Source organism: Lysinibacillus zambalensis (genome assembly GCF_040183165.1).
In the GTDB taxonomy this organism is placed as follows: domain Bacteria; phylum Bacillota; class Bacilli; order Bacillales_A; family Planococcaceae; genus Lysinibacillus; species Lysinibacillus zambalensis.
The window spans coordinates 60,649-84,373 of sequence record NZ_JBEGDG010000018.1 but is presented as its reverse complement, the minus strand read 5'-3'; the positions used below and the strand labels follow the sequence as shown (position 1 = coordinate 84,373).

The 23,725-nt window shown below is 37.8% G+C and carries 20 protein-coding genes; 12 read left to right on the top strand and 8 right to left on the bottom strand.

The features are described from left to right. Positions 1 to 47: 47 nt before the first annotated feature. From ABNX05_RS19770 to brnQ, 4 genes are all read right to left on the bottom strand, one after another. Entirely contained in the window at positions 48 to 1,061 is a 1,014-nt protein-coding gene (locus tag ABNX05_RS19770; protein ID WP_349661275.1) for a hypothetical protein, read from the bottom strand. Positions 1,062 to 1,805: 744 nt separating this feature from the next. Beyond that, complete coding sequence (locus tag ABNX05_RS19765) at positions 1,806 to 3,782, bottom strand: S-layer homology domain-containing protein (RefSeq protein WP_349661274.1); 1,977 nt, start codon at positions 3,780 to 3,782, stop codon at positions 1,806 to 1,808. Positions 3,783 to 4,087: 305 nt separating this feature from the next. Continuing rightward, positions 4,088 to 5,467, bottom strand: coding sequence for a S41 family peptidase (locus ABNX05_RS19760; RefSeq protein WP_349661273.1), 1,380 nt, complete (start codon positions 5,465 to 5,467; stop codon positions 4,088 to 4,090). Positions 5,468 to 5,676: 209 nt separating this feature from the next. Further along, on the bottom strand, positions 5,677 to 6,996 hold the full coding sequence (gene brnQ, locus ABNX05_RS19755) for a branched-chain amino acid transport system II carrier protein (protein WP_349661272.1): 1,320 nt from the start codon (positions 6,994 to 6,996) through the stop codon (positions 5,677 to 5,679). A 249-nt stretch (positions 6,997 to 7,245) separates the two neighbouring features. On the opposite strand from brnQ, the gene ABNX05_RS19750 reads away from it, so the two are divergent. After that, positions 7,246 to 8,127, top strand: a complete 882-nt coding sequence (locus tag ABNX05_RS19750; RefSeq protein WP_349661271.1) for a C40 family peptidase — start codon at positions 7,246 to 7,248, stop codon at positions 8,125 to 8,127. Positions 8,128 to 8,142: 15 nt separating this feature from the next. Next, positions 8,143 to 8,658, top strand: coding sequence for a hypothetical protein (locus tag ABNX05_RS19745; protein ID WP_349661270.1), 516 nt, complete (start codon positions 8,143 to 8,145; stop codon positions 8,656 to 8,658). Positions 8,659 to 8,819: 161 nt separating this feature from the next. Here ABNX05_RS19745 and ABNX05_RS19740 read toward each other — a convergent pair whose 3' ends face one another. Together ABNX05_RS19740 and secA2 are read right to left on the bottom strand one after the other, a co-directional pair. After that, positions 8,820 to 9,713, bottom strand: coding sequence for an accessory Sec system S-layer assembly protein (locus ABNX05_RS19740; RefSeq protein ID WP_349661269.1), 894 nt, complete (start codon positions 9,711 to 9,713; stop codon positions 8,820 to 8,822). Further along, a complete protein-coding gene (gene secA2, locus ABNX05_RS19735) occupies positions 9,713 to 12,076 on the bottom strand; it encodes an accessory Sec system translocase SecA2 (protein ID WP_349661268.1) in 2,364 nt (787 codons plus the stop codon). The genes ABNX05_RS19740 and secA2 overlap by 1 nt, the downstream gene beginning before the upstream one ends. A 223-nt stretch (positions 12,077 to 12,299) precedes the next feature. Here secA2 and ABNX05_RS19730 point away from each other — a divergent pair, with 223 nt between their 5' ends. Continuing rightward, positions 12,300 to 13,364, top strand: coding sequence for a glycosyltransferase family 4 protein (locus ABNX05_RS19730; protein WP_349661267.1), 1,065 nt, complete (start codon positions 12,300 to 12,302; stop codon positions 13,362 to 13,364). 590 nt (positions 13,365 to 13,954) lie between these two features. Here ABNX05_RS19730 and ABNX05_RS19725 read toward each other — a convergent pair. Together ABNX05_RS19725 and ABNX05_RS19720 are read right to left on the bottom strand one after the other, a co-directional pair. Then, complete coding sequence (locus ABNX05_RS19725; protein ID WP_349661266.1) at positions 13,955 to 14,989, bottom strand: LCP family protein; 1,035 nt, start codon at positions 14,987 to 14,989, stop codon at positions 13,955 to 13,957. A 137-nt stretch (positions 14,990 to 15,126) separates the two neighbouring features. Then, positions 15,127 to 15,765 (bottom strand): YigZ family protein, encoded by a 639-nt coding sequence (locus ABNX05_RS19720; protein ID WP_349661265.1) that lies wholly within the window; start codon positions 15,763 to 15,765, stop codon positions 15,127 to 15,129. A 167-nt stretch (positions 15,766 to 15,932) separates the two neighbouring features. Between ABNX05_RS19720 and ABNX05_RS19715 the strand changes: the two genes are divergently transcribed. From ABNX05_RS19715 to ABNX05_RS19675, 9 genes are all read left to right on the top strand, one after another. Beyond that, positions 15,933 to 17,081, top strand: coding sequence for a sensor histidine kinase (locus ABNX05_RS19715; protein WP_349661264.1), 1,149 nt, complete (start codon positions 15,933 to 15,935; stop codon positions 17,079 to 17,081). A gap of 36 nt (positions 17,082 to 17,117) precedes the next feature. After that, the gene (locus tag ABNX05_RS19710) at positions 17,118 to 17,792 is read left to right on the top strand and encodes a response regulator (RefSeq protein WP_079559471.1); all 675 of its coding nucleotides are present in this window, start codon (positions 17,118 to 17,120) and stop codon (positions 17,790 to 17,792) included. Between the two features lie 359 nt (positions 17,793 to 18,151). Further along, positions 18,152 to 18,694: a nuclear transport factor 2 family protein gene (locus ABNX05_RS19705; RefSeq protein ID WP_349661263.1), complete on the top strand. Its 543-nt coding sequence runs from the start codon at positions 18,152 to 18,154 to the stop codon at positions 18,692 to 18,694. Positions 18,695 to 19,277: 583 nt separating this feature from the next. Further along, positions 19,278 to 20,120 (top strand): DegV family protein, encoded by an 843-nt coding sequence (locus ABNX05_RS19700; RefSeq protein WP_349661262.1) that lies wholly within the window; start codon positions 19,278 to 19,280, stop codon positions 20,118 to 20,120. Positions 20,121 to 20,218: 98 nt separating this feature from the next. After that, a complete protein-coding gene (locus ABNX05_RS19695) occupies positions 20,219 to 21,586 on the top strand; it encodes an ATP-dependent helicase ComFA (RefSeq protein ID WP_349661261.1) in 1,368 nt (455 codons plus the stop codon). Next, positions 21,583 to 22,173 carry a ComF family protein gene (locus tag ABNX05_RS19690; protein ID WP_349661260.1) on the top strand — a complete coding sequence of 197 codons (591 nt, stop codon included), beginning with the start codon at positions 21,583 to 21,585 and terminating at the stop codon, positions 22,171 to 22,173. Before ABNX05_RS19695 ends, ABNX05_RS19690 begins: the two co-directional genes overlap by 4 nt. A gap of 79 nt (positions 22,174 to 22,252) precedes the next feature. Next, the gene (locus tag ABNX05_RS19685; protein WP_349661259.1) at positions 22,253 to 22,666 is read left to right on the top strand and encodes a TIGR03826 family flagellar region protein; all 414 of its coding nucleotides are present in this window, start codon (positions 22,253 to 22,255) and stop codon (positions 22,664 to 22,666) included. Between the two features lie 253 nt (positions 22,667 to 22,919). After that, a complete protein-coding gene (gene flgM, locus ABNX05_RS19680; protein ID WP_349661258.1) occupies positions 22,920 to 23,180 on the top strand; it encodes a flagellar biosynthesis anti-sigma factor FlgM in 261 nt (86 codons plus the stop codon). A 27-nt stretch (positions 23,181 to 23,207) separates the two neighbouring features. Beyond that, positions 23,208 to 23,708, top strand: coding sequence for a flagellar protein FlgN (locus ABNX05_RS19675; RefSeq protein ID WP_349661257.1), 501 nt, complete (start codon positions 23,208 to 23,210; stop codon positions 23,706 to 23,708). Positions 23,709 to 23,725 lie beyond the last annotated feature (17 nt).

The window sequence follows — 23,725 nt, the reverse complement described above, 5'->3', positions numbered from 1 at the left end:
ACTCTAAGAAAGCGGGGGTATTATTGTTTACTGAAGTGCTTATTTTCTTAGAATAATTTCAAACTGTAGAATTGTCCTTCATAATTAGTAAATTCATAGTACGTTGTTAAGTCTAAATCAGTTAAAAGGAAAGAATCTTTTGCGACTAAATAATTATGAATCGATAAAGAAGCTTGATAATAATCTTTAAAAGTCTCTTCGTTTAAATTGTTTTTATACTCTGAAAGTATATTTTTATATTCTTCAATAGTTTTCAATTGACTGATGAATTCATAATCTCTTTTAGCATATTTATTTTCTAATTTATCTTCTAAAATTGCTTTCACATCACTTGTATATGCCAATAAATCGGTATATTTCTCAGGCGGTAACATTGGTTTATGAGTTATATTCCATATATCTTCTGAATGAAGAGAGTATTTGTCTTTTAAGTGTTTTGGAATCATTTTTTTATATTCTATGAAATCCTTCACATCTTCTTCGGAAATATCAAAAGTATTCACGATAGCAATTTCCAATCGTAAAATATTTTCTTTTTCAGCATCAATTATTTTGATGAGTTCATTTAACAATTCTTTGTAACGAGTTAAATCTTTTTCTAAAGGTTCTGCTTTAAGCATAAGACCGTATCCACCATCTTTAAAAACTTTAGGTTTTAATTCAATTAGCTCTAATTTCTTCTCGTTTAATTGAATCGCAGCGTCCTTTAAAGAAGCCTGATAATTTTGCAGTTTTTCATCATCAATCGCTCTTAGATTGCTTAAGTGTTGATAAGTTCGTTTCAATTCTTGTCTACGATCTTCTTCTGTTGGTAATTTAGCATTAACAACGACTGTTGTGTCTTCAAAATTGTAACTCCCGTATCCATTGTAATCCCAAACAAATTCAAGCAAACCGTTTCTTATATTATTTAATTCCACGACTTTTTGATTTGTAACTGTTTCTTGAGAAAGTTCGGATTGTGTATTTTTCAACTCTTTCCCATCTTTTGTTTCGGTATCTGAACATCCTACAAGTAATGCAGCTCCTAAGCCACTTAACATTAAAAATTTGAATTTCATGATTGAACCCCTTTTAAATATTTAACGAAAACTATTTCTTCTTTCACTAGTATACCTGTGGTAAAACATGTATGTATATATTGTGTGAATTTACGATATATTCCTAGACCACTTAAAAAGAAACATAGTAAAATAATTGCTACGTAGCTTTATTTTGAATTTTGATGTTGTATTTTTATTAGTAATATTCTTTCGTATAGTAATTATTTACTGTATTTCCATTCAAAAGTCTATCATTCTTTTATGTTTTTCTCAACACCTTAATCTATCTTTTACGCCTTAAAAGAAGTGCCAATCAGCCATAGTAACAGTAAACCACTAAATCCGTTTTAAACTTTCAAACCTCTAATGTATCTTTTGGAAGATAATCTTGAGAACGTATTAAATGTGTATAATCGTAAGAAGAAAGAAATAAAAAAGCAGCTATTTTATCTTTGACAAGATTAACTACTTTTATATGTAACCTACACATTTGAGGTGGGTTGTTCTTGGATAGCCTTAATAGGCTCTGTCCTTATAAAGGATGTTAGCCAAAAAATCGCCGTGTTCATACGGTAACGGCTAACTAACCAAAACGATGGCCTGTGGCATTACCGATAGGAGAGTCAGCGTGACGGCCTCATACAGGCCTAAGCACAATGCCGACATAATTGATAGAATCATTCAATTTGCCATCGGTTTTAGTAAAGATAATAACTAACGAAAAAGGCTGCCCCGAAAATATTCGGAGACAGCCTCTAATTGCTACTTCACGGTATTAATGAATTGAACATACTCTTTATTGATGTAGGCTGATTGTGTGTGGAGTTTATCAGAAAGTACTTCATACCAACCATTAACATTCGTATCGGTTACAATAACGGGCATACCGCTTTTATTATATGTGTAAAGTGGACTTTGACTTGTTGATGCATCTGGACGAACATTTAGGCCAGTTGTTGTCGTACGACCAATTTTGTATGGATTTTTTGCATCTTTAAAGCCTAAAGTTTTTTCGGCACGGTAGTAGTGTCCAGCAATTTTAGCACCCCAAAATGGATCAGATGCATACTTCACATTAAAGCCGACTTCCTTAGAACCAACTACTGCACCATTCGTGTAAGGGCCACCTGGTGTAATGTAATTAGGCTGCAAGAACTTTTCAACAAGTTCATTAATATTGGCTGCAACACTATCAAACTTTTTATTTAGTGGATTCGTGTCATATACATATAAACCAAATAAGTTGTTAAGATTTTGAGCATGGTCACTCATACCATATGCACTTTCATGCTGGGCAAGCGATAAAATAAGCATAGCATTAATGTGAGCATTTGCTTCTACTTCTTTTAATACTTTCCCTAAACCGATTAACTTACTTTTCTGTGTCGCATTTTTATAAAGACTAGCCCCTGAACTTTCAACCTCAGCTAACTTTTGCATAATGTAATTATCTAGTTCTGCTGCAGTATATTGAGTTTGGGCACGTGCAGGTAAAAATTGATAGTAATTATAAGCTTCACCTTTTGAAGAGCCACTAGCATTATAGAAATTAATGCCATTCCAGCTAAAGTACTTTTCGCCCTGCTTCATGAAGTCTGGAGCTTTTCCATATACATAGCTAGAAGAGTATTTATTTGATTTATAATCATATAAAGTATGTTTAATTTCACCATTCTCGTTTGAATAGTAAGAACGACCCTTACTTAAAGCAGATGGGATTAATGTAACATCGGCATGTTTTAAATACCCAACCTGACCTGCTAAACTAACTTTTACTTGTGTCGCATCACTACCTAAATACTGCATTTCTGTATTAGCAGCAACAGAAATTTGATCTTTAATTGTTTCAGATTTAAGGGCTACATAATTATTGGTTACAACATAACCAGATGACATTTTCATAATTTTATCATTTAGCGTAATGACAAGTGTATTTTTTGACAAGGCTTTTTCAGCAGCATCAAAGCTAGAAAAGGCTTCGTTTCCTACAAGATTGCCATTTGAAATTTCTTTTACGATGAACTTAGTAGAGTTACCATTACCAGTATCACCGTTGTTGTTCCCATTATTGCCGTTATTGTTGTTGTTGTTGTTTCCGTTGTTATTAGTGTTACCACCATCATTTTTAACATCGTCCGCTAGAAGTATTAAGCGAAGTACAAATGTAGAGGCCTCGCCAATTGTGGCGTTATCTTTTGGTAAAAACATTCCATTGGAGCTACCTTTAATAAGCCCTAAATCTGCTCCGATAGCAATGTCTTGGCGGAAGTCTTTAAAAATAGCTGCATTATCCATAAAAGTAGTGGATGGTGTACCTTTTGGGATTTTTAAATAATCAACAGCTCTAATTAGCATAACTGCCATATGTTCTCTTGAAATACGGGCATTTGGTTTAAACGAACCATCTGTATAACCTGTGATAATCCCAGCAGAAGCAGCAAGCTTAATATCACTCGCAAATAAATATGTATCTGGGACATCTGTGAAAGTAATATTATCCTTTTTCTCAAGGTTTAAAGCCTTTGCTATGTAAGTAGCAAATTCTCCGCGCGTGACAGTGTCGTTTGGACGATAGCTTCCATTTGCATCTTGCAGTAATGCATCTTTGGAAATTAAATAGCGTAAACCACTTTCATGCATATGTCCTGAGAGCTCATCAGCATATGCCATGTTTGGTTGCCAAATAAGCATGCTAACAAGTGCCATTAACACCACCGTTAACATTGATAGTTTTTTCATAGTTTTAACCCTCCTAAGCTTCTATTATTTTACCAAAGTTGGAGAATTAAGATAAGGGTCAAATGTTAGAAATAACATAAAATATGCCAATCAAAATTTACCAATAACTATACTTTTGAGCTATGTTAATAGAAATAGTTGGATAGACAATAAGGTGAAGGACATTTGCGTTTAGCGGATTGGTAAAGTATTTGATGAGTGAGACGTTAGTGTATATATCTTCAGCCAGTAATTTTAATGCAATAATAGAAAAAACTCCCACCGACATTAAGTAATGAAGCTACTTAAATGGTGAGAGGCATTTTTTATTTTTTCATTATTATACGCTGATAAAAACCTTGTGGTGCTTTGTTAGCATTTTGTGTTTTTGGATGGACAAGAATCATATATTCTCGCCCAGCAGATAAAGGTTTTGATGGGGTTACGATTAATGAACGACCATCTACTTTAGCTGTCATAGGCACTTCATTACCACCTAAAGCAATTAGCTGAACCTTATCCTCAGACATTTGTGAAGAAAGTGTATAAGGAACTTTCACTGTTAAAGTTTTAGGATCCGCAACATTTTTTAAGCTTGCCAGCTCTTTATATTTTGTATATTGTGCTTTGATTGCGTCATAATGTGCCTGGAAAATAGGGGCAGTCTTAGTTTGAATGTTCGGTTTTACACCGACCTCATTAATTGTTTTCCCTAAAGGACCTGTAAAATTACCGATTGTAAGCTTTAAATAGCTACCATCCTGCAGTTCAAAAAAGCCCTGCATACAGCCTTTTCCGTATGTAGTTTCTCCGTATAAAATAGCAGATTGCTGATCTTGCAATGTTGCTGCTAACATTTCAGAGGCGCTAGCACTATAGCGGTTTACAAGAATACGTGTATCAGCAGGGAATTTTTCGTCTTGATTGACTGCACGCACTTTATAATTGGCATGCGCTTCTTCCAGTAAAAAGGCGATTTTTGCTTTTGGGAAAAACCCTGCAATCTCCTGAGCCGTTGTTACATAGCCTCCACCGTTGTTTTGTAAATCCAAGATAAAAGAAGTTGCACCACTCTGTTTTAACTGAATTAGTGCTTTCTTTACAAGCTCTGCACCGTCTTCAGAGAAGGATGACATAGCAATGTATCCAACATTCCCAAATAGTAATGTAGATTCCACATTCGGTAATGTGAATTTTTTTCGTGTAATCGTTGTGGTAGAAGTTGTACCATCTGCATGTTGGAGTGTCACGCCTAATTTAGTATTTTCATCACCAATTAATAGGGATGAGACTTCTTGCGTGGAGCTTCCTACAACGGATTGTCCGTTAATGGCAGTAATAATGTCTCCAGCAACGACACCTGCATCTGATGCACCGCTACCCTCAAACACTTGTAAAATATGAATGCCATCTTCATGTTCTTCGATAATCACACCAACCCCAATTGTTGATAGATCGATGCTATTGATAAATTCCTCGAATTCCTTTTTCGTAAAATATGTAGAATAAGGATCTAGCATTTCAAGGATTTCAGGAATCGTTTTAGCCTTTTGCAAATTTCCATGGATAGTTCCCACGTAATTTTCCGTAATAATTTCCTTAATTTCCTTTACAAGCTGTTGTTCATTGCTTGCAGCAGAAGCGTTTGTTAACGGAAAGATGAAAAAGCTTAGAACGAATACAAATGACCACAATACTCTTTTCATAGGACACCTCTTTTCTAATATTTAGTATACATGATTTTCCATATAACTGTAATAGGGCTTATCACCAAAGTTGTAGGTGACATTTTTCCTTCTTCGCGCAACGGACGGGATTTCCTACAAAAAAGAATCTGCTAGCTTTTTGCGAAAAGGTAAAGGACATTCGCAAAAAAAGGAAAGCAGATTCTAGTTATCTTATAGATGAAGATATTTTATTTTTTTGTTAGCTTATGAATAACAAAGCCGATAAGTGCACCGACTATTGCAGGTACAAGCCATGCTAGACTTTGTTCATATAATGGTAAAGCTTTTAAAATGTTCACATACGGTGTAATCGTAATCTCCATTTGCTTAAAACCATCGTTCAGACTAACGAAGAATGTAGGAATTAATGCTAAAATGTAAACGATTTTTCCACCTTTAAAGAAGTTATCGAAAAGTGAAAGAACCATTAACACCATCGCTAGTGGATAGATGATTAATAATACAGGTAGTGATGCACTAATAATTGTTTCAAGACCAACGTTAGTAATTGCTGCACTGAATATTGTGAAAATTACTAAAAACGTTTTATACGAAACACTAGGAAATAGTTTATTGAAAAATTGAGCATTGGCAGTCAATAAACCTACAGCAGTAGATATACACGCTAGTAAAATTGTGGCAGATAATATAATAGTCCCGAGTGTACCAAAAAGAGCTTCAGCTGACTTCGCTATAATAGTACCACCATTATCAAAAGTGCCTATTGCATTAATACTAGTGTTACCAATTTGTCCAAGTGCGATATAGACAAACGACAAGCCAATTGCGGCAACAATACCAGCGAAAATTGTCGTTTTGACTTGCTTCTTAGTATCTGACATACCCATGTCGCGTAATGCTTGCAATATAACGATTCCGAATACTAATGCACTAAGTACATCCATTGTTAAATAGCCTTGAACAAAGCCTTCAGTCAATGGTGACGAAGTGTATTTTCCTATAGCTGCCCCTGGTTCACCCATTGGGGAAATAAAGCTTTTAATAGCTAGTAATAGAATAACACCTAATAGAACAGGCGTTAAAATTTTCCCAACGCGATCAACAAGCTTTGAAGGGTTAATTGCTAAGACTAGTATTAAGGCGAAAAATATAACAGAAGTAATCAAAAGTGGTGCCCAATGATCTGCTGCTCCCTCTGGAAGAAATGGGACAATTCCGATTTCATAGGAAACAGAACCCGTACGCGGCACTGCAAAGAATGGACCAATCGCTAAATAAACAATTGATGTGAAAATAATACCAAAGGTAGCGCCAACACGGTTTGCTAGTATTTGTAGATCGCCACCCGCCTTCGCAATCGCAACGATGGCTAATAGTGGTAACCCAACACCTGTTATTAAGAAACCAATCATTGCTGACGTTATATGTTCACCAGCTTGTTGACCTAATAATGGGGGGAAGATAATATTTCCGGCGCCTAAAAACAAGGCAAATAATAGTAAACCTACTGCTAGATTCTCTTTGATGAAAAGCAAAATGTTTTTCATAAAAATTAAAACTCCTTTAAATTTGAAAAGATTAAACTTTCTAAAAATTTTAAATACAGAAGTGTATGTTATCATACGAATACTATTCTTGCAATCAATAATCTCTTATTATTTGTCAGAATATGTCGGATTCATTAAGATTCATAAATTGTTTGAAAAATAGTCAGTTTTTCCGATTTCTGATTACGAAAATATCTAGTATGATAGACACACAAGGAAATATTTTAGCACGAATGGAGGCAAATTGGTATGAAAAAGACAAAAAAATTAAGAATCCTTGCTTTAACAACTATTGCTACTTCTTTTTTAGCATTACAAAGTGCAGAAGCCGCTACTTATACCGTACAAAAAGGAGATACTTTATCTAAAATCGCTTCAAGCCATAAAGTAACAGTACAAGACATAAAAACTTGGAACAATTTAAAGAATGATATGATTTATGTCGCACAAAAGCTTGAAATTTCAAAACAAACGACTAACGAAACGGCAAAACCTTCAAATCCATCAACAACAACACCATCAAAACCTACAGCTACTTCCCATACAGTCGTTAAAGGCGATTCCTTATCCAAAATCGCTAAGCAATATAATATATTAGTAAAGGAAATCAAAGATTGGAATGGGCTTGCGACAGACACAATCTATATTGGACAAGTGTTAAAATTATCTGCGGGAGCTTCAGTACCCGGAAATGAAACAGTACATAATAACGGATCTTCAGGTGCAGGAACATCAAAAGATCCTACTGCCAATGGACAAGCTATCAATAAGAAAACAGTAGAAGTAGCGAATTCATTAGTAGGAACACAATATCTCTACGGTGGCAACACACCAGATGGTCTAGATTGCAGTGGCCTTATTTACTATGCCTTTAATCAAGGTGGATTAAAAATTGGCAGAAACAGTAGCGAAGGCTATTTCGATAATTCAACACAAGTTAATAATCCGGTATCCGGCGATTTAGTATTCTTCGAAAATACGTATAAACAGGGTATCTCTCATATGGGTATTTATATAGGCAACAATAAATTTATCCATGCAGGAGCAGACGGTGTTGAAGTATCAGACGTTACATACTCTTACTGGTCTACAAGATTAGTAGCTTATAAACGTTTCGACGCTATAAAATAAAGTAAAAGCGATTTTTTGCATATACAGCAGAAATCGCTTTTTTTTTATGCGAGGGAAGGGGAATACCCGCGGAAGAGAGGTGAATACCCGGGGGAGAGAGGTGAATACCCGCGGAAGGAAGAGATACCCGCGGAAGGGAAGCGAATCCCCAGGCGAGGAAGAGATACCCGCGGAAGAGAAGTGAATACCCGCGGAAGAGAGGCGAATATCCGCGGAAGGAAGGTGAATACCCGCGGAAGAGAGGCAAATACCCGCGGAGGGAAGGCGAATACCCGCGGAAGGAAGAGATATCCGCGGAAGAGAAGCGAATACCCAGGCGAGGAAGAGATACCCGCGGAAGGGAGGCGAATACCCGCGGAAGAGAAGCGGATCCCCGAGCGAAGAAGAGATACCCGCGGAATGGAAGTGAATCCCTGCGGAAGGAAAGCGGATGCCTGGGCGAGGAAGAGATACCCGCGAAAGAGAAGTGAATCCCCGGTCGAAGAAGAAATACCCGCGGAGGGAAGGCGAATACCCGCGGAAGAGAAGTGAATCCCGAGCGAAGAAGAGATACCCACGGAAGAGAAGCAAATCCCCGTGAAACGAGCGAACACCCACACGAAGCAGAAACACCCGCGCAAGAAAAGAAACACCCGCACAAGGCAGATCAAAAAAATCCCTTCTTTTTTAAAAAAAGAAGGGATTTCGATAGTTTATTGTGTTACGCGTGCTGTCCAACGAGATAGGTCGGCGTCTTTTGCGTCAACAAGTTCTGCAGGGAAGACGAATGTCCAAGGTTTCGTTGAGTTTGGTTGTACAGTTAATACTGGGTCCATATTGAATGAACCAGTAGCAATTTGTTTGCCTGTTGCATCTATAATTTCTAGTGGTAATTGTTCTAGATTAATAGCTTTATTGTGTCCGTTACGGATGAAAATCGATACATTTAGATTGCCGTTGTCAGCTAGTTTTGCTTGTAAGCCGGTGAAGTTTACTTCAGTTTCACCTAGTTTTGGTAAAGTCTCGACGATTTTAGCTAGCTCTTCTTTTTGAGCTGCTGGTAATTGTTTTTCCCATGATGGGTCAAGTTCTAATTGGTGGCCGCGAAGGGACACAAGGTTGAAGGCGATTTTCCAGCCATCTTCAGGGATTTCGTCTACTTTAATTGCAGATTTATCGAATTCAAATACCCATGGGCGAGCGCTTTCTGCTGGAATTGTGCCAAGGGCTTTGAAATCGAATTTTTTAGATGCTACTAGCTCGTCATTTTTATCCATGATGAAAAGCTCGATTTCTCCTAGCTCGATTGCTTGTGGTAAAGATGAGCGGAAAAATGCGCGCACATGCCATTTACGTTTGTTTTCTTCAATACTAATAGAAGAAAGAGATAATTGATTTGGTTTTAATGGTTCTAGTTCATTTGCTAGGAAGTTGAAAATGTATTTTTGCTCCTGTGGTACATCCCAATCTGGATGGAATGAAAGCTTTGTTTCAACATCGCGATTATCGCCTGTATTCGTAGAAGCTTTTCCTAGTAAGTCTTTTGAGTCAATTGTGTTTTCTTGAACGATTTTGTCTGATTTTTTAAAGAATGAGAATAAGCCCATTATTGTACCTCCTGTTGTGCGTCAATTGTTTTCATGAAGCCGGTAATTTCTATAATAATAGAACGACGTAGTTCTTGGAAATTCTTACCGAATAACTCAAGCCCCTCGCGTTGGTAAATTCGCATTGGATCTTCTTGCTGGTAATGACGTAAGCCAATACCTTCTTTTAAATGAGCCATTACTTCCAAATGTTTCACCCAGCCACTATCGATGAAACTAAGCATGATTTGTGGCAGAACTTCTAGTACTTGTTCATTTTCAGCGAATTTCTCTATATGATTGAGCAGTTCTTGTTCAGAAGGTTGAATGTCTTCTAAAATTTGTTTTACTCTGCCCACTTCTCGGTCAATTGTGACAGGTGTAATGAAAAGTGAGTTGAGTGAACTCTCCATTTGATCATAATTCCATTCAACAGAATTTACTTCTTCTGGCGCGGCGTCGAGAACAGCAAATTCAACCGTTTCACGAAGCATTTTTTTAAGCTCGCCCATCAAGTCATTTTCAGCTAGAATTTTGTTACGTAGACCATAAATAACTGTACGTTGGTCATTGATAACATCATCTAATTTTAAGTTGTATTCACGCATACCGTATTGGGAACCTTCAACAATTCGTTGTGTACGGTTAATGAGTTCTTGAGCATCTTTATTTTGAATAATGCCTTGTTCGTTGACAACCATTTTTGCAGAGAATTTTTCAACTTCTTCTTTTGCGTAGCGACGGAACATATCATCTTCAATAGAGAGAATGAAGCGACTTTCACCTACGTCGCCTTGACGACCTGAACGACCACGTAGCTGATTATCTACACGGCGGCTTTCATGCTTCTCAGTACCGATAACATATAGACCTCCAAGAGCATGAACTTCTTCGCCTAACACGATATCTGTACCACGGCCAGCCATATTGGTAGCTACTGTAACACGTCCTTTTTGTCCTGCTTGAGAAATTAGTTCAACTTCTTGCTCAACTGTTTTAGCGTTTAGCAATTGGAATTTTAAGCCTTCTTTTTTCAAGCTATCGGCAACTGTTTCGGATTGCAGTATGGACGTTGTTCCTATTAAGACAGGTTGTCCCTTTTCGTGACGGCGTTTAGCTTCAGCGGCTACATACTTATATTTATCTTCTTGCTTGCTGAAAATAATATCAGGCTGATCGACACGTTGACGTGGACGATTGGTTGGAATTTGAATAACTTCCATGCCGTACACTTCTCGAATTTCTTTTTCCTGTGTTTTCGCAGTACCTGTCATCCCTGAAAGCTTCGGATACATACGGAAATAGTTCTGAATTGTAATTTGTGCCTGTGCTTTATTTTCATCAGTAATCGTTACATTTTCTTTTGCTTCAATCGCTTGATGTAAGCCATTCGATAGTGAACGACCTTCTAAAATACGACCTGTGAACATATCAACAAGCTCGATTTTGTCATCCTTTACGATGTAATCAACATCACGTTCAAACATGACATGAGCACGAACAGCTTGGATAACATAATGGAAAAGTGATTGGTGCTCTAAGTCATACAGATTATCTATATTGAATGCAGCCTCAACTTTTTCAATACCTTTATCTGTTAGGGAAGTAGCTTTTGTTTCATCATCAAAATCATAATCTTCATCTACTTTGAAACGTTTTGCTAACATAGATGCGATGCGATGTAATTCATCGTTAGATGGCATTTTACCAGCGATAATCAGTGGTGTTTTAGCCTCATCAATTAGTACACTGTCTACTTCATCAATAATGGCGAAGTGATAAGGACGCTGTACTTTATCAGCTAAGCTGTATGCCATATTATCACGCAAGTAATCGAAACCGAATTCAGTCCCAACACCATATGTAATATCTGCATTATAGGCTTCCTTTTTCTCGTCTGCTTCCATCATTGGTAAATTCAAACCAACTGTTAAGCCAAGGAAACGGTGAATCTGTCCAACTAGCTCAAAGTCACGTTTCGCTAAGTAATCATTGACGGTAATAACATGAACACCTTTGCCTTCTAATGCACGTACATAAGAGGGAAGGGAAGCAACTAGCGTTTTACCTTCACCTGTAGGCATTTCAGCGATATTGCCTTCAGTTAAAACAAGACCACCAATAAGCTGTACATCAAAATGACGCATTCCTAATACACGTTTTGAGGCTTCGCGTACGACCGCAAATGCATCTGGGATGATGGATGCAATAGGCTCATCTTGTTGTAAGCGATCTTTGAAAATAAAAGTCATTTCTCTTAATTCTGCATCTGACTTATTAACATATTTTTCTTCGAGACTATTAATTTGTTCTACTATTTTATAGTAGCGTTTTAATTGACGAGCACTCGTTTGCTCTTTGTTACTTTTGAAAATTGAGAACATGAAATATACGCTCCTTTAATGTTGTCTAACTACTAGACACTACATTATTCTATCAAATTTTACGTATGGTGACTACATTTGGCATACAGCATTCTTCCAATCTGAAAAAGATGGAAAATATTTGTGAAATGGTGGAAAATAAATAGAAAAAGTATATTTCGGCGCCGGTTCGTGCTATAATCAATTTGGATTTAATGTAGATTATTTTTTGAGGAGGAGAGACATGCTCTACGTGTCTATAATAGCAGCATTTGTTGCTTCAATATTGTTAACTCCACTAGTTAAACGATTAGCGTTCAAAATAGGTGCTGTCGACGCACCAAACTACCGAAAAGTACATGCACGAATTATGCCAAGACTCGGGGGATTGGCGATCTTCCTTTCTTTTTTAATAGCTGTAGCTATATTTCAACCGATTTTGATAATCAATGAAAATGGTAGTAACTTTTTACTTGCAATTATTATTGGTGCTTGCATTATCGTAGCAACCGGTGTCGTAGATGATATGCGTGAAATTTCCGCAAAGGCTAAATTAGTTGGCCAGCTTATTGCGGCACTTATCGTTATCTTTGTAGGTGGCATTCAAATTGATATGATTACCCTGCCATTTGTAGGTGAATTAAACTTAGGATTCCTAAGTATTCCTTTAACAATTATTTGGATTGTTGGTATTACCAATGCCATTAATTTAATTGATGGCTTAGACGGTCTAGCGGCAGGCGTTTCAACGATTGCCCTTATTACTTTAGCTGTCATGGCAATTATTATGAACAATATGTTCGTATTAGCAATCGCAGCCATTTTAGCAGCAGCAACAATCGGATTTTTATTTTACAATTTCCACCCAGCGAAAATTTTCATGGGAGATACAGGAGCCTTATTCCTTGGCTTCATGATATCAGTGCTCGCATTGCTTGGATTTAAAAATGTTACAGTCGTTTCATTAATTATCCCAGTTATCATCCTAGGTGTGCCGATTTCTGATACATTCTTTGCGATTGTTCGTCGTGTACGCATGAAGAAAAAATGGTCTGATCCTGATAAATCACATTTACATCACCGTTTACTAGATATGGGCTTTACACATCGACAAACAGTGCTCATTATTTACGGGATTGCAATAATGTTTGGTTTGGCCGCAGTTATTTTCTCTATGGCAAAAGTATGGGGTGCGATTTTACTCGTAGCAGTTATTTTAACCGCAATTGAAATTTTGGTTGAAGTCATTGGACTCGCGGGTAAAAACTATAAACCATTATTGAATTTTGTACGGATATTTAATAAATAATAAATTGAAAGCAATCATACATTTTGTGTGATTGCTTTTTTGTCGACTCTTTTTGCACGATTTTAGTCGAATACCCGCGGAAGGAAGGTGAATACCCGCGGAAGGAAGGTGAATACCCGCGGAAGGAAGGTGAATACCCGCGGAAGAGAGGTGAATACCCGCGGAAGGAAGGTGAATACCCGCGGAAGAGAGGCGAATACCCGCGGAAGAGAGGCGAATACCCGCGGAAGGGAAGCGAATACCCGCGGAAGGAAGGTGAATACCCGCGGAAGAGAGGCGAATACCCGCGGAAGAGAAGCGGACCCCGGGCAAGGAAGAGATACCCGCGAAAGGAATGCAAATCCCCGCGGAAGGAAGGCGAATACCCGCGAAAGGGAAGCGAATGTGCGAAGGAGCCGTTAAGAGGTGCAGTCACCAGGGTGCGTTGAGAAGCTACTCATGTGCCTGAGAAACGAAGTGACAGATAGGATCATCAAAGGGGACGAAGAGGATGTCGATTGGGTATTTGGCGAAAGCAATACTCAGTAGGATTCCATAAAAAAACCTTTCCACAAATTTAAGTGGAAAGGCTATAAGTTTTATTAAGCTAATTAATTTACCGAAGTTTCTTCACTTGAATCACTGTCAGTATCGTTATTTGTGAGGCTTGTTGAATTTTCATTTAAGCCAAGGTGGTTTTGCAAAGTTTCTTTTACTTCATTAACTGATGCTGGATCTAATTGGTAATAATATACACCAGTAGACATATCATCAGTGCCTTCTAAATTTAAAGTGTCAATGCGTGGTACACCTTTTGTTAAATAAGATAAGAAGGATTTCATTTCATCAAATGTCATATCCGTCTTCATGTTATTACCAAGTGCATTAATGACATCATCGTATTTTGAGATAGAACCAACAGAAGAAACTTTATTGATGATAGCTGATAGAATTTCTTGTTGACGTTTACCACGCTCAATATCGCTATCTTGTTTACGTGTTCTTGCGAGTGCAAGTGCTTCACTACCGTTTAAATGCTGCATACCTGGCTCCAGGTTGATTGTAAACTTATCGAATTCGTCTAACTCGTGTAAAGCATAAGGTACTTCAGCTTCGATGCCACCTAATGCATCAACTACGTCAATGAAAGCATTGAAGTTCATACGTACATAATAGTCAATTGGAATATCTAATAATTCTTCAACTGTCTTGATTGTTGTCAGTGTACCACCCATAGCATGTGCGTGGGTAATTTTATCTTTATATTCTACTTTAGGAATATAAACGTATGAATCACGAGGAATGCTTAGCATTTTAATCGTATGCGTTTTGTTATTTAATGTCGCTAAAACTAGTGCATCGGAACGTGAGTGATCAGAACCTTGCCCACGATTATCACTATCGTCCACTCCGACAAATAAGATAGATACATTATCCTTTATCGGCTCTACTTTACTTTCGCGAAGTGCTGAAACTTCGCGGCCTTCTAATTTTTCGTGTGCTGAGTCAGCTGCGTGTTTCACTTGTTTAGTAAGGTAAACACCATAAGCAGTAACACAGATGGCCAAACTAGCAACGAGAAGTAAGGAAACTTTTATAATTAAGGAAGCTTTAGAAGACCTCTTTTTGTACTTTTTATTTTTCATTTATATTCTCCTCTAAGTTATGGGGATTATAATACGATTAAACTAAAATTTATGCAAATACAAGTAATAAATAGGCAGTTGATAAAATAGCTTAACGTTAAAATTATACTATGCATAAATAGTTTCGGCAATTAAAACTATTTATCTACAATAAATTCAATAAATTGAGCATTCTCAAACGTAATGTTAGCTTGTCCGTTTGTCATTTCTGTTACCCAGTTTCGGAACTGTTCTTCCTCCTCTTTTAACACGGATACAATAATGTCGACGCCTTCCAAATAGCGAATTTCCTCTAAAGTATACGAAGAACCTCGAATTTCATTTTCCACTTTGCCAAGCCATGTGTAATCAACGGTAATTTTCATAATATGATGAAGCTTGCGTTCGACAACCTGGGCAGCGAGTAAACCTTCTGTTGTCGCTTTTCCGTAAGCACGAATGAGACCGCCACCGCCAAGCTTAATGCCACCAAAGTAGCGTGTGACGACAACGACCGTATCTTTTAATCCTTGTTTTTTTAGGACTTCTAACATAGGGACGCCAGCTGTGCCACTAGGTTCCCCATCATCATTTGCTTTTTGAATATGATCATGCTCACCAATCATATAGGCGGAACAATTGTGTGTCGCATTATGATGCATTTTTTTTATACGTTCAATAAAAGAAATTGCATCCTCTTCCGTTTCTGCGCGTTCTATATAAGTAAGAAAGCGAGATTTAGAAATAACAATTTCGCTTTCGCCGTATCCTTTTACTGTTAAATAGTTTTCTCTCATCCGAACCAATCTCCTTTTAGGTAGAGTTCTATTTGACTTCTATTCTATAATTTTCATAAAGAAAAAGCATTAAATTTTAACAGCGGGATGATATAATGGGTATAGACTATGTAATTGGTCTATTGAAATGGTAAGTAATCATAAGACATTAGACTGGGGAGTATACTATGTTTTCAAATGATACCTTCGATTTAAAGTCGCTTGATGACATATTTAATCGAATGTTAGAAACAATCATGAGCTCAAAGGACGATATCTTTATTATAAGTGAACAAAGCCGTAGAAGTTTCGAAGATATGCAAAATGAGCTAGAAATTGTTCGAAAACAAGTTTCAATTGTTATTGATGAAGGCGATGCTTTAGAAAAAAGCACACAGCTTGCCAAGCAAAGACTTGTGTTAGTGAGTAAAGCTTTTGATAATTATACCGAAGAACAAGTTAGAGAAGCATATGAAACTGCACAGGATTTTCAAGTGAAGCTCTCCGTTATTAGAACACAAGAAAAGCAACTACGTGATAAAAGAGATGATTTGGAGAGAAGATTAAGAGCATTACTCGATACGATTGAACGTGCAGATCAGATTGTCAATCAAGTAAATGTCGTTTTGAATTACTTAACTTCAGATTTAAAAAATGTTGGTTTAGCACTTGAACAAGCAAAAATGAAACAAGATTTTGGTATACGTATCATTGCGGCGCAGGAAGAGGAACGTAAACGTCTTTCTAGGGAAATCCATGATGGACCTGCTCAGATGCTCGCAAATGTACTAATGCGCACTGATTTAATAGACAGAACGTATCGTGAAAAGGGCATTGAATATGCTTTGGCAGAAATTGTTGATTTAAAAAAAACGGTGCGTAATGCATTATCAGAGGTGCGACGTATCATCTATGATTTAAGACCAATGGCACTTGATGATTTGGGAATTGTTCCGACATTAAAAAAGTACTTATCAACAGTGACTGAATATAATCCGGGTGTTGAGGTTCATTTCCAATCAAGAAGCACCGAAAAGCGTATACCATCAAACTATGAAGTATCTATTTTCCGCTTAGTGCAGGAATGTGTAACGAATGCCATGAAACACGGAAAATGTAAGGATATTTGGGTGAAGCTTGAGTGGTTGAAAGATGCCGTAAATATCGTTGTAAAGGACGATGGCATAGGTTTCGATTCACAGAAAGTTAAAGACCATTCCTTTGGGATTTTAGGTATGAAAGAACGTATTGAAATTTTGGATGGGACAATCTCAATTACAAGTGAGATAAATCGAGGTACGACGGTTTTATTTAAAATTCCGTTAGAAGTAGAGTAAAACGATTGTTTGAGGAAATTTAGGGGGTAAAGACAAATGACGAAGATTATTATTGTAGACGATCACCAGCTATTCCGCGAAGGAGTAAAGCGTATTTTAGATTTTGAAGATACGTTTGATGTGGTAGCAGAAGGTGATGATGGTACGGATGTAGTATCTTTATATGCTGAAAATCAACCTGATGTTGTACTGATGGATATTAATATGCCGGGGAAAAATGGCGTAGAGGCAACAGCAGATTTAATTAATGAGTACCCAGATGCAAAGGTTATTATGCTTTCTATCCATGATGATGAAACATACGTAACACACGCACTAAAATCTGGCTCACTAGGCTATATGCTGAAAGAAATGGATGCGGACGAAATTGTTGAAGCTATTAAAGTAGTTGCCAATGGTGGATCTTATTTACATCCGAAAGTAACTAAAAATTTAGTAGCGGAATTCCGTCGTCTTTCTGAGCATGAAAATAAAGGTAACTTCCATCAAACAGAAATTCGTCGCCCATTCCATTTGTTAACAAAGCGTGAATGTGAAGTATTACAATTATTAACAGATGGGCAATCGAACCGTACAATTGGTGAGACGCTATTCATTTCAGAAAAAACAGTTAAAAACCACGTTTCAAGCATTTTACAAAAAATGAATGTAAACGACCGTACACAAGCTGTTGTTACAGCCATCAAAAATGGTTGGGTTGAAGTACGCTAATAGCATATATTGTATTTTATTTCTTTCAGGAGAACTGAAAGAAGTTAGAGCCTCCGTCGGATGTCACGGAATCGGAAAAGAGTTCTTTGCGCTAGCACAAAACCGATTCCGGACGTAATTATGCCGAGGCGTAATTGATAGCTGTTTTTAAAGGCTACTATATTATTTAGTAGTTTTTTAAAGCAGTTTTTTTTATAGGTACGAATTGTCGAAAAATGTAACAATTTATACATAGAGATCGTGCAACATTTTATAAGCGTGGGCGTCATAAGGAAGATGTAGCACCTTAATGTAGAAAAAACACAACAAAATTCCTACAACGGGATTTATATGCTACAATATGCGCGGGAGGTTTTTTGATGTTAAAGAAAAGTTTTCTAGCAGTTCTTACTTTATTAATGTTAACTGCCTGTGGTAATAAAAAAGATGAAATGAATGCAGAAGAACAACAAAAAATCATTGATGATGGAACTATAGGATTTGAAATGAATGGTGGGCAAATAACGAAGGCAGAAAATGTCCCTGCTGATGAAGGAAAAGCAATCTTACTAGCCTTTAATGAATATATTGAAGCTTTTAATTCAAAAGATATTGATCGTTATATGCAAACGCTCTCGAAGGATCCAAAAGGTTTCAACTATGATGAAGAAAAAGAATTCACGACAGAAGTATTTAAAGAGTCAGACGTTAAACGAGATGCTAAAGATACGACAATCATAAAATATAACGAAAATGAAGCACAGGTCCATTCCAATATAACATTGCATTTAGTACAAACTAAAACAAATGTGAAGCATGAAAGTGCAGGACAACAAGTTACAGTATTGGTCAAAGAAGATGGGGACTGGAAGGTCACTAGCGTCTTTTATATGGACGACACGAAATCAAGTACTGGCAAATAAAAATGAGGATCTCTTCATTCAGGCTCATCACTAAAAGTTGAGGTTGGGCGATTTCCTGGGCATTAGCGTCAAAGACAAGCCCCTAGAGCGAGCGCAGTAGTGAAATGGCAAAAAGCATCATGCCTAACTGCTTATTGGACTTGCTTCATTAGAAAGGAAATCACCCCCTCTTAATGGTGATGAGCCTTTTTTCATTCAAAGAAGGATTGATAGGGTGAAAATCATATGAGGAGATCTATACATAGAAAATGAATGTGAAATGAATGCAGTTGTCTAGAATGATGAAAGAGTGAAGCAACTTCCTCCTATTCGACGTGCAGACAAGATTACGTTATGTCGTAATTCATTTCACATTCATTTCTTTTTATCTTCATTCAGCTAGCTGAAATAGGGGAACTCAGTCTAAGAGCGCCACGTCCTGTGGCGACGACTGAGTGACCAACATCATGTTGGCCTAAAGCCTCCGTCGGATGTCACGGATTTTGAAAGGAATAAATTGTGCATGCACAATACAAAATCCAGACAACAATTGCGCTGAGGCGCAATTGATTGTAAACTATTTAGAATAGGAGAGTGGACATGGATGAGGACAGCAATCGTAACAGATAGTACTGCATATATTTCGGCTGAGGAACGAGCACGCTTAAACATTCATATGATTCCGTTAAGTGTAAATATCTCAGGTCAACTTTTTGAAGAAGAAGTAGATATCACGGCATCTGAATTTTATGATAAAGTACGTGGGGCAAAAGAATTCCCAAAAACAACCCAGCCTCCAATTGGAGAGTTTGTCGCTCTCTTTGAAGAGCTGGCAAAAGAGTATGATGAGGTAATATCTATTCATTTATCAAGTGGTATCAGTGGTACATATCAAGGTGCCGTTCAAGCAGGCGAGATGGTGGAAGGCATTGATGTGTCCGCTTTTGATAGTGAAATATCCTGTGCGGTACAGGGTTTTTACGTTCTACGAGCTGCTGAATTGGCAGCTCAGGGCTTGTCTGCAAAAGAGATTCACGCTTCATTGGAGGACATGAAGCAATCAGTTCGTGCTTACTTCATTGTAGATGACTTAGCGCACTTACAACGTGGGGGACGTCTGTCTGCAGCAGCGGCATTAATCGGCGGCTTATTACAAGTAAAACCGATCCTGCATTTTGCGGACAAGGTCATTGTACCTTTTGAAAAAATTCGTACACGTAAAAAAGCATTAAAGCGTGCGGAAGAGCTACTAGCTGAAGATGCTAAAAAGTATGAAGCAATGGACGCTGTTGTAATCCACGGCAATTGCCTTGCTGAAGCAGAAGAATGGCTAGCACAACTAGCAGCAACCTACCCGAACGTTAACTTTAAAATGAGTTATTTCGGTCCCGTCATTGGCACACACTTAGGTGAAGGCTCAATGGGTCTAGGTTGGACAAAAAAATAATAGTAAGTGAGACAGTCTCTACAGTAAATGTGTAGAGGCTGTTTTTTTATTTAGGAATTTCTTGTCGCCGATAAAAACCACATGAAAGGAGCAAAGTAATGACATACAAAGGTTGGTTGTTGCCACCAGCATTACGAGATTTCCATGAAGGACGTATTTGGTTGAAGGAGCATGCCCCATTTTCCAAGGAAGATATCGAGAAATCAATCAAGTATAAATACTTCCGTATAATAGAAGGAATTCAAAATGAGCCACATGTAAAATGCAATCGTTGCCATAATGAAGATCCTCAGCAATTTACAACGTTTGATTGTTCAAAGTGTCTGCAGCTATGTATATATTGTAGACATTGTTTGAATATGGGCAGAGTGGGTAGTTGTACGCAATTGATGATTTGGACAGGCCCTCGCGCAATTAGGACAAAAAAGCATTCACTCGAATGGTCGGGGCAATTTACTGTGCTTCAACAGCAGGCGGCAAATGAAATGCTAGAAAGTGTGAAGGCAAGGCGTTTCCATCTTTTGCATGCGGTATGTGGGGCGGGTAAAACAGAGCTACTTTTCCCGACTGTTCATTATGCGTTGGAGCAAGGCTTACGGGTATGCATCGCTACGCCTCGTACAGATGTAGTGTTAGAGTTATTCCCACGCTTTCAAAAAGTTTTCCCACAAACGATGATCCATGCATTATATGGTAAATCACCAAAGCAGGGGGGCTATGCCCAGCTCGTGTTGGCGACAACACATCAGCTTTATCGGTTTGACCGAGCGTTTGACGTCATGATTGTTGATGAAGCTGATGCTTTTCCGTATACATTTGATGAAACGCTACAAAGCGCAGTGCAACAGGCAAAAACAGAAAATGCACCACTATTGTTGGTCACGGCAACCCCTTCTCTTAAACTACTTACTCAGTATCAAAATGAAAGCTATTCATTTATTCCGAAGCGCTATCACGATTATCCATTACCAGTCCCTCGATTTCATTCCCTATGGAGCTATGAAAAAAGCTTGAAACGGGGAAAGATTCCACGAAAGTTAAAACAATGGACAGAGGAGCGCCTTGCACGCAAAGAGCCATTTCTATTATTTTTCCCAAAAGTCGAGTTAATGAAAATAGCAACACCTCTTTTTCAGTTATTAGATGACAGCATCATGGCAGTACATGCGGAAGATCCGGAGCGTAAAGAGAAAGTGCTTAAACTACGTGATAAAGAAGTTCCAGGCTTACTGACTACGACCATTTTAGAAAGAGGGATTACGATCAAGAATGTACAGGTTGCAGTGATTGGGGCAGAATCAACCATTTTTACTTCAAGTGCACTCATTCAAATCGCAGGGCGAGTTGGACGAAATGCCGATTTTGCACAAGGAGACGTCGTATTTTTTCATCATGGCATTACGGCTGAAATGGATGATGCGCGGACAAAAATTCTTTATTACAATAAGAAAGGATTTTTATCATGAATAAAATTGAAACACTGTGCTTATTATGCTCACAGCCTTTACAATCAGCGATCTCGTGGAAACTACTTTTAACAAAACAATTTCAGCCAACTATCTGTGATAGGTGCTCTGCTCAATTTGAATATTCCTCAACGGCAACAGCACTTTACCAATATAACGATGCGATGAAAAACTTTTTACATCAATATAAATTTCTTCAGGATGTTGCACTTGCTAAAGTATTTCGGCAGGAGCTACATGCACGATTAAAGCATGAAAAAGCAACCGTTATACCGATCCCTATGCACCCCGTTAAGCAACGGGAACGTACCTTTTCACATATGGAGGAGTTATTGAAGGCTGCGGATATTCCTTTTATACAACTTTTAGAAAAGACGACGACAGAAACGCAAAGCTCCAAAAATAGAGAGCAACGAAACCAAGCCGCATCACTTTTCCGTCTGATGGATGGAGCCCATGTAGAGCATAAAGAATACTTTCTTTTTGACGATATAAAAACAACAGGGACGACTTTAAGGCATGCTACTGAAGTTTTATTAAATGCAGGCGCCAAAAATGTCAAAAGCTTCACACTAATTAATGGATGAAAATGCTAATGCATTGTGTATAATAGATTACGAGTATATAAGATTCGTATTGTTATTATGCAAGAGGAGGAAGAAATAGATGGCAGAGGTTCGCAATTGTCCGAAATGTAATGAGTTTTTTAATTATATAGGGGTCAGAGAAGTATGTCATAAATGCGCTCAATCAGAAGAAGAATTATATCAAATTGTTTATCGCTTTTTACGTAAACGTGAAAACCGTGCAGCGACAGTAGAACGTATTGTTGAAGCAACAGGAGCTGAAGAGGAGCTATTGTATAAATGGGTACGCAAGGGACGTTTACAGCCTGCAATGTTCCCGAATCTTGGCTACCCATGTGATAACTGTGGTCACTTAACGACAACAGGAAAGCTTTGTACAAAATGTCAGGATGAATTAAAGTCAGAGCTACGTACATTCGAAGCGGCGAAGGAGTTTCGTGAGAGTGTGGCAGGTCGTGATCGTGTAACCTATCACGCAGATCGAAAACGTTAACTTCTTTCATCGAGTGTCCAAACACCACTGAAATAGGGAATTCGGGCTAAGAACTTTACATCCTGTAAAAACGCCTGAAAGCGATGATTTTAGGCTAATATCTTATATTGCAATTATACCGAGGCATAATTGATAGGTCTAAAGTGTGTTAATTTTAAACAAAATTAGCACACTTTTTTCTATTTGAAAACTTAACATTATGTGAGACAATCCGAAATAATAGTAAGATAAGCTTTTAGACAGGGGGGATTACATGAAAATTACATCATATGGGATTAATGCAGTGAACGCCTATAACAATCAGGTGCGCAATGTAAAATCAAGCACTAACAAGGCATCCTTCGCAGATAAAATCGAAATTTCAAAGACTGCACAAGAGATGCAAGGGATTTCAACATATAACACAGAGCGTGCAGACCGCGTAAAACAATTAAAAGAAGATATCGCTTCTGGGGAATACAAAGTAGACGCTCGCAAAGTGGCAGAAGATATGCTGAAATATTATCGTTTCTAAGGAATTTCAGAAAGGGTGCTTCGCAATATGTCTGTAGAAACGATCTGTTCTACACTAACAAAACTAGAAAAAATGCATAAAAGCTTACTTGAACTAGCTATAAAGAAAACTGAAATCATTACAGCTGGCGATATCGAAGCACTGGACCAAATGCTCAAGGATGAGCAGGCACATGTAGCAGCCATCGATAAGCTCGAGCAACAGCGTCAAAAACAGGTAACGGATTACCTTGGGGCAAAAGGATTTGCTTCAATTGACAAAGCAACTGTCGCTGATGTCATCGAGGTTGCTGAACAGCAGATTGAAAAAGACATGCTTTCAGCTGTTCGCAATCGATTATTGCAAATTATCAACGATTTAAAAAAACAAAACGATTTAAATCAAAAACTAGTGTTCCAATCACTACAATTTGTCAATCTTACATTAGGTTCCTTACGACCACAGAACGAGCAAATAAACTACTCTGGTAGTGAAATACGCGGAACAAATAAGGTCGCTAAAAAATCATTTTTTGATTCTCAAGCATAGTTTCTTGCGCCCATGCA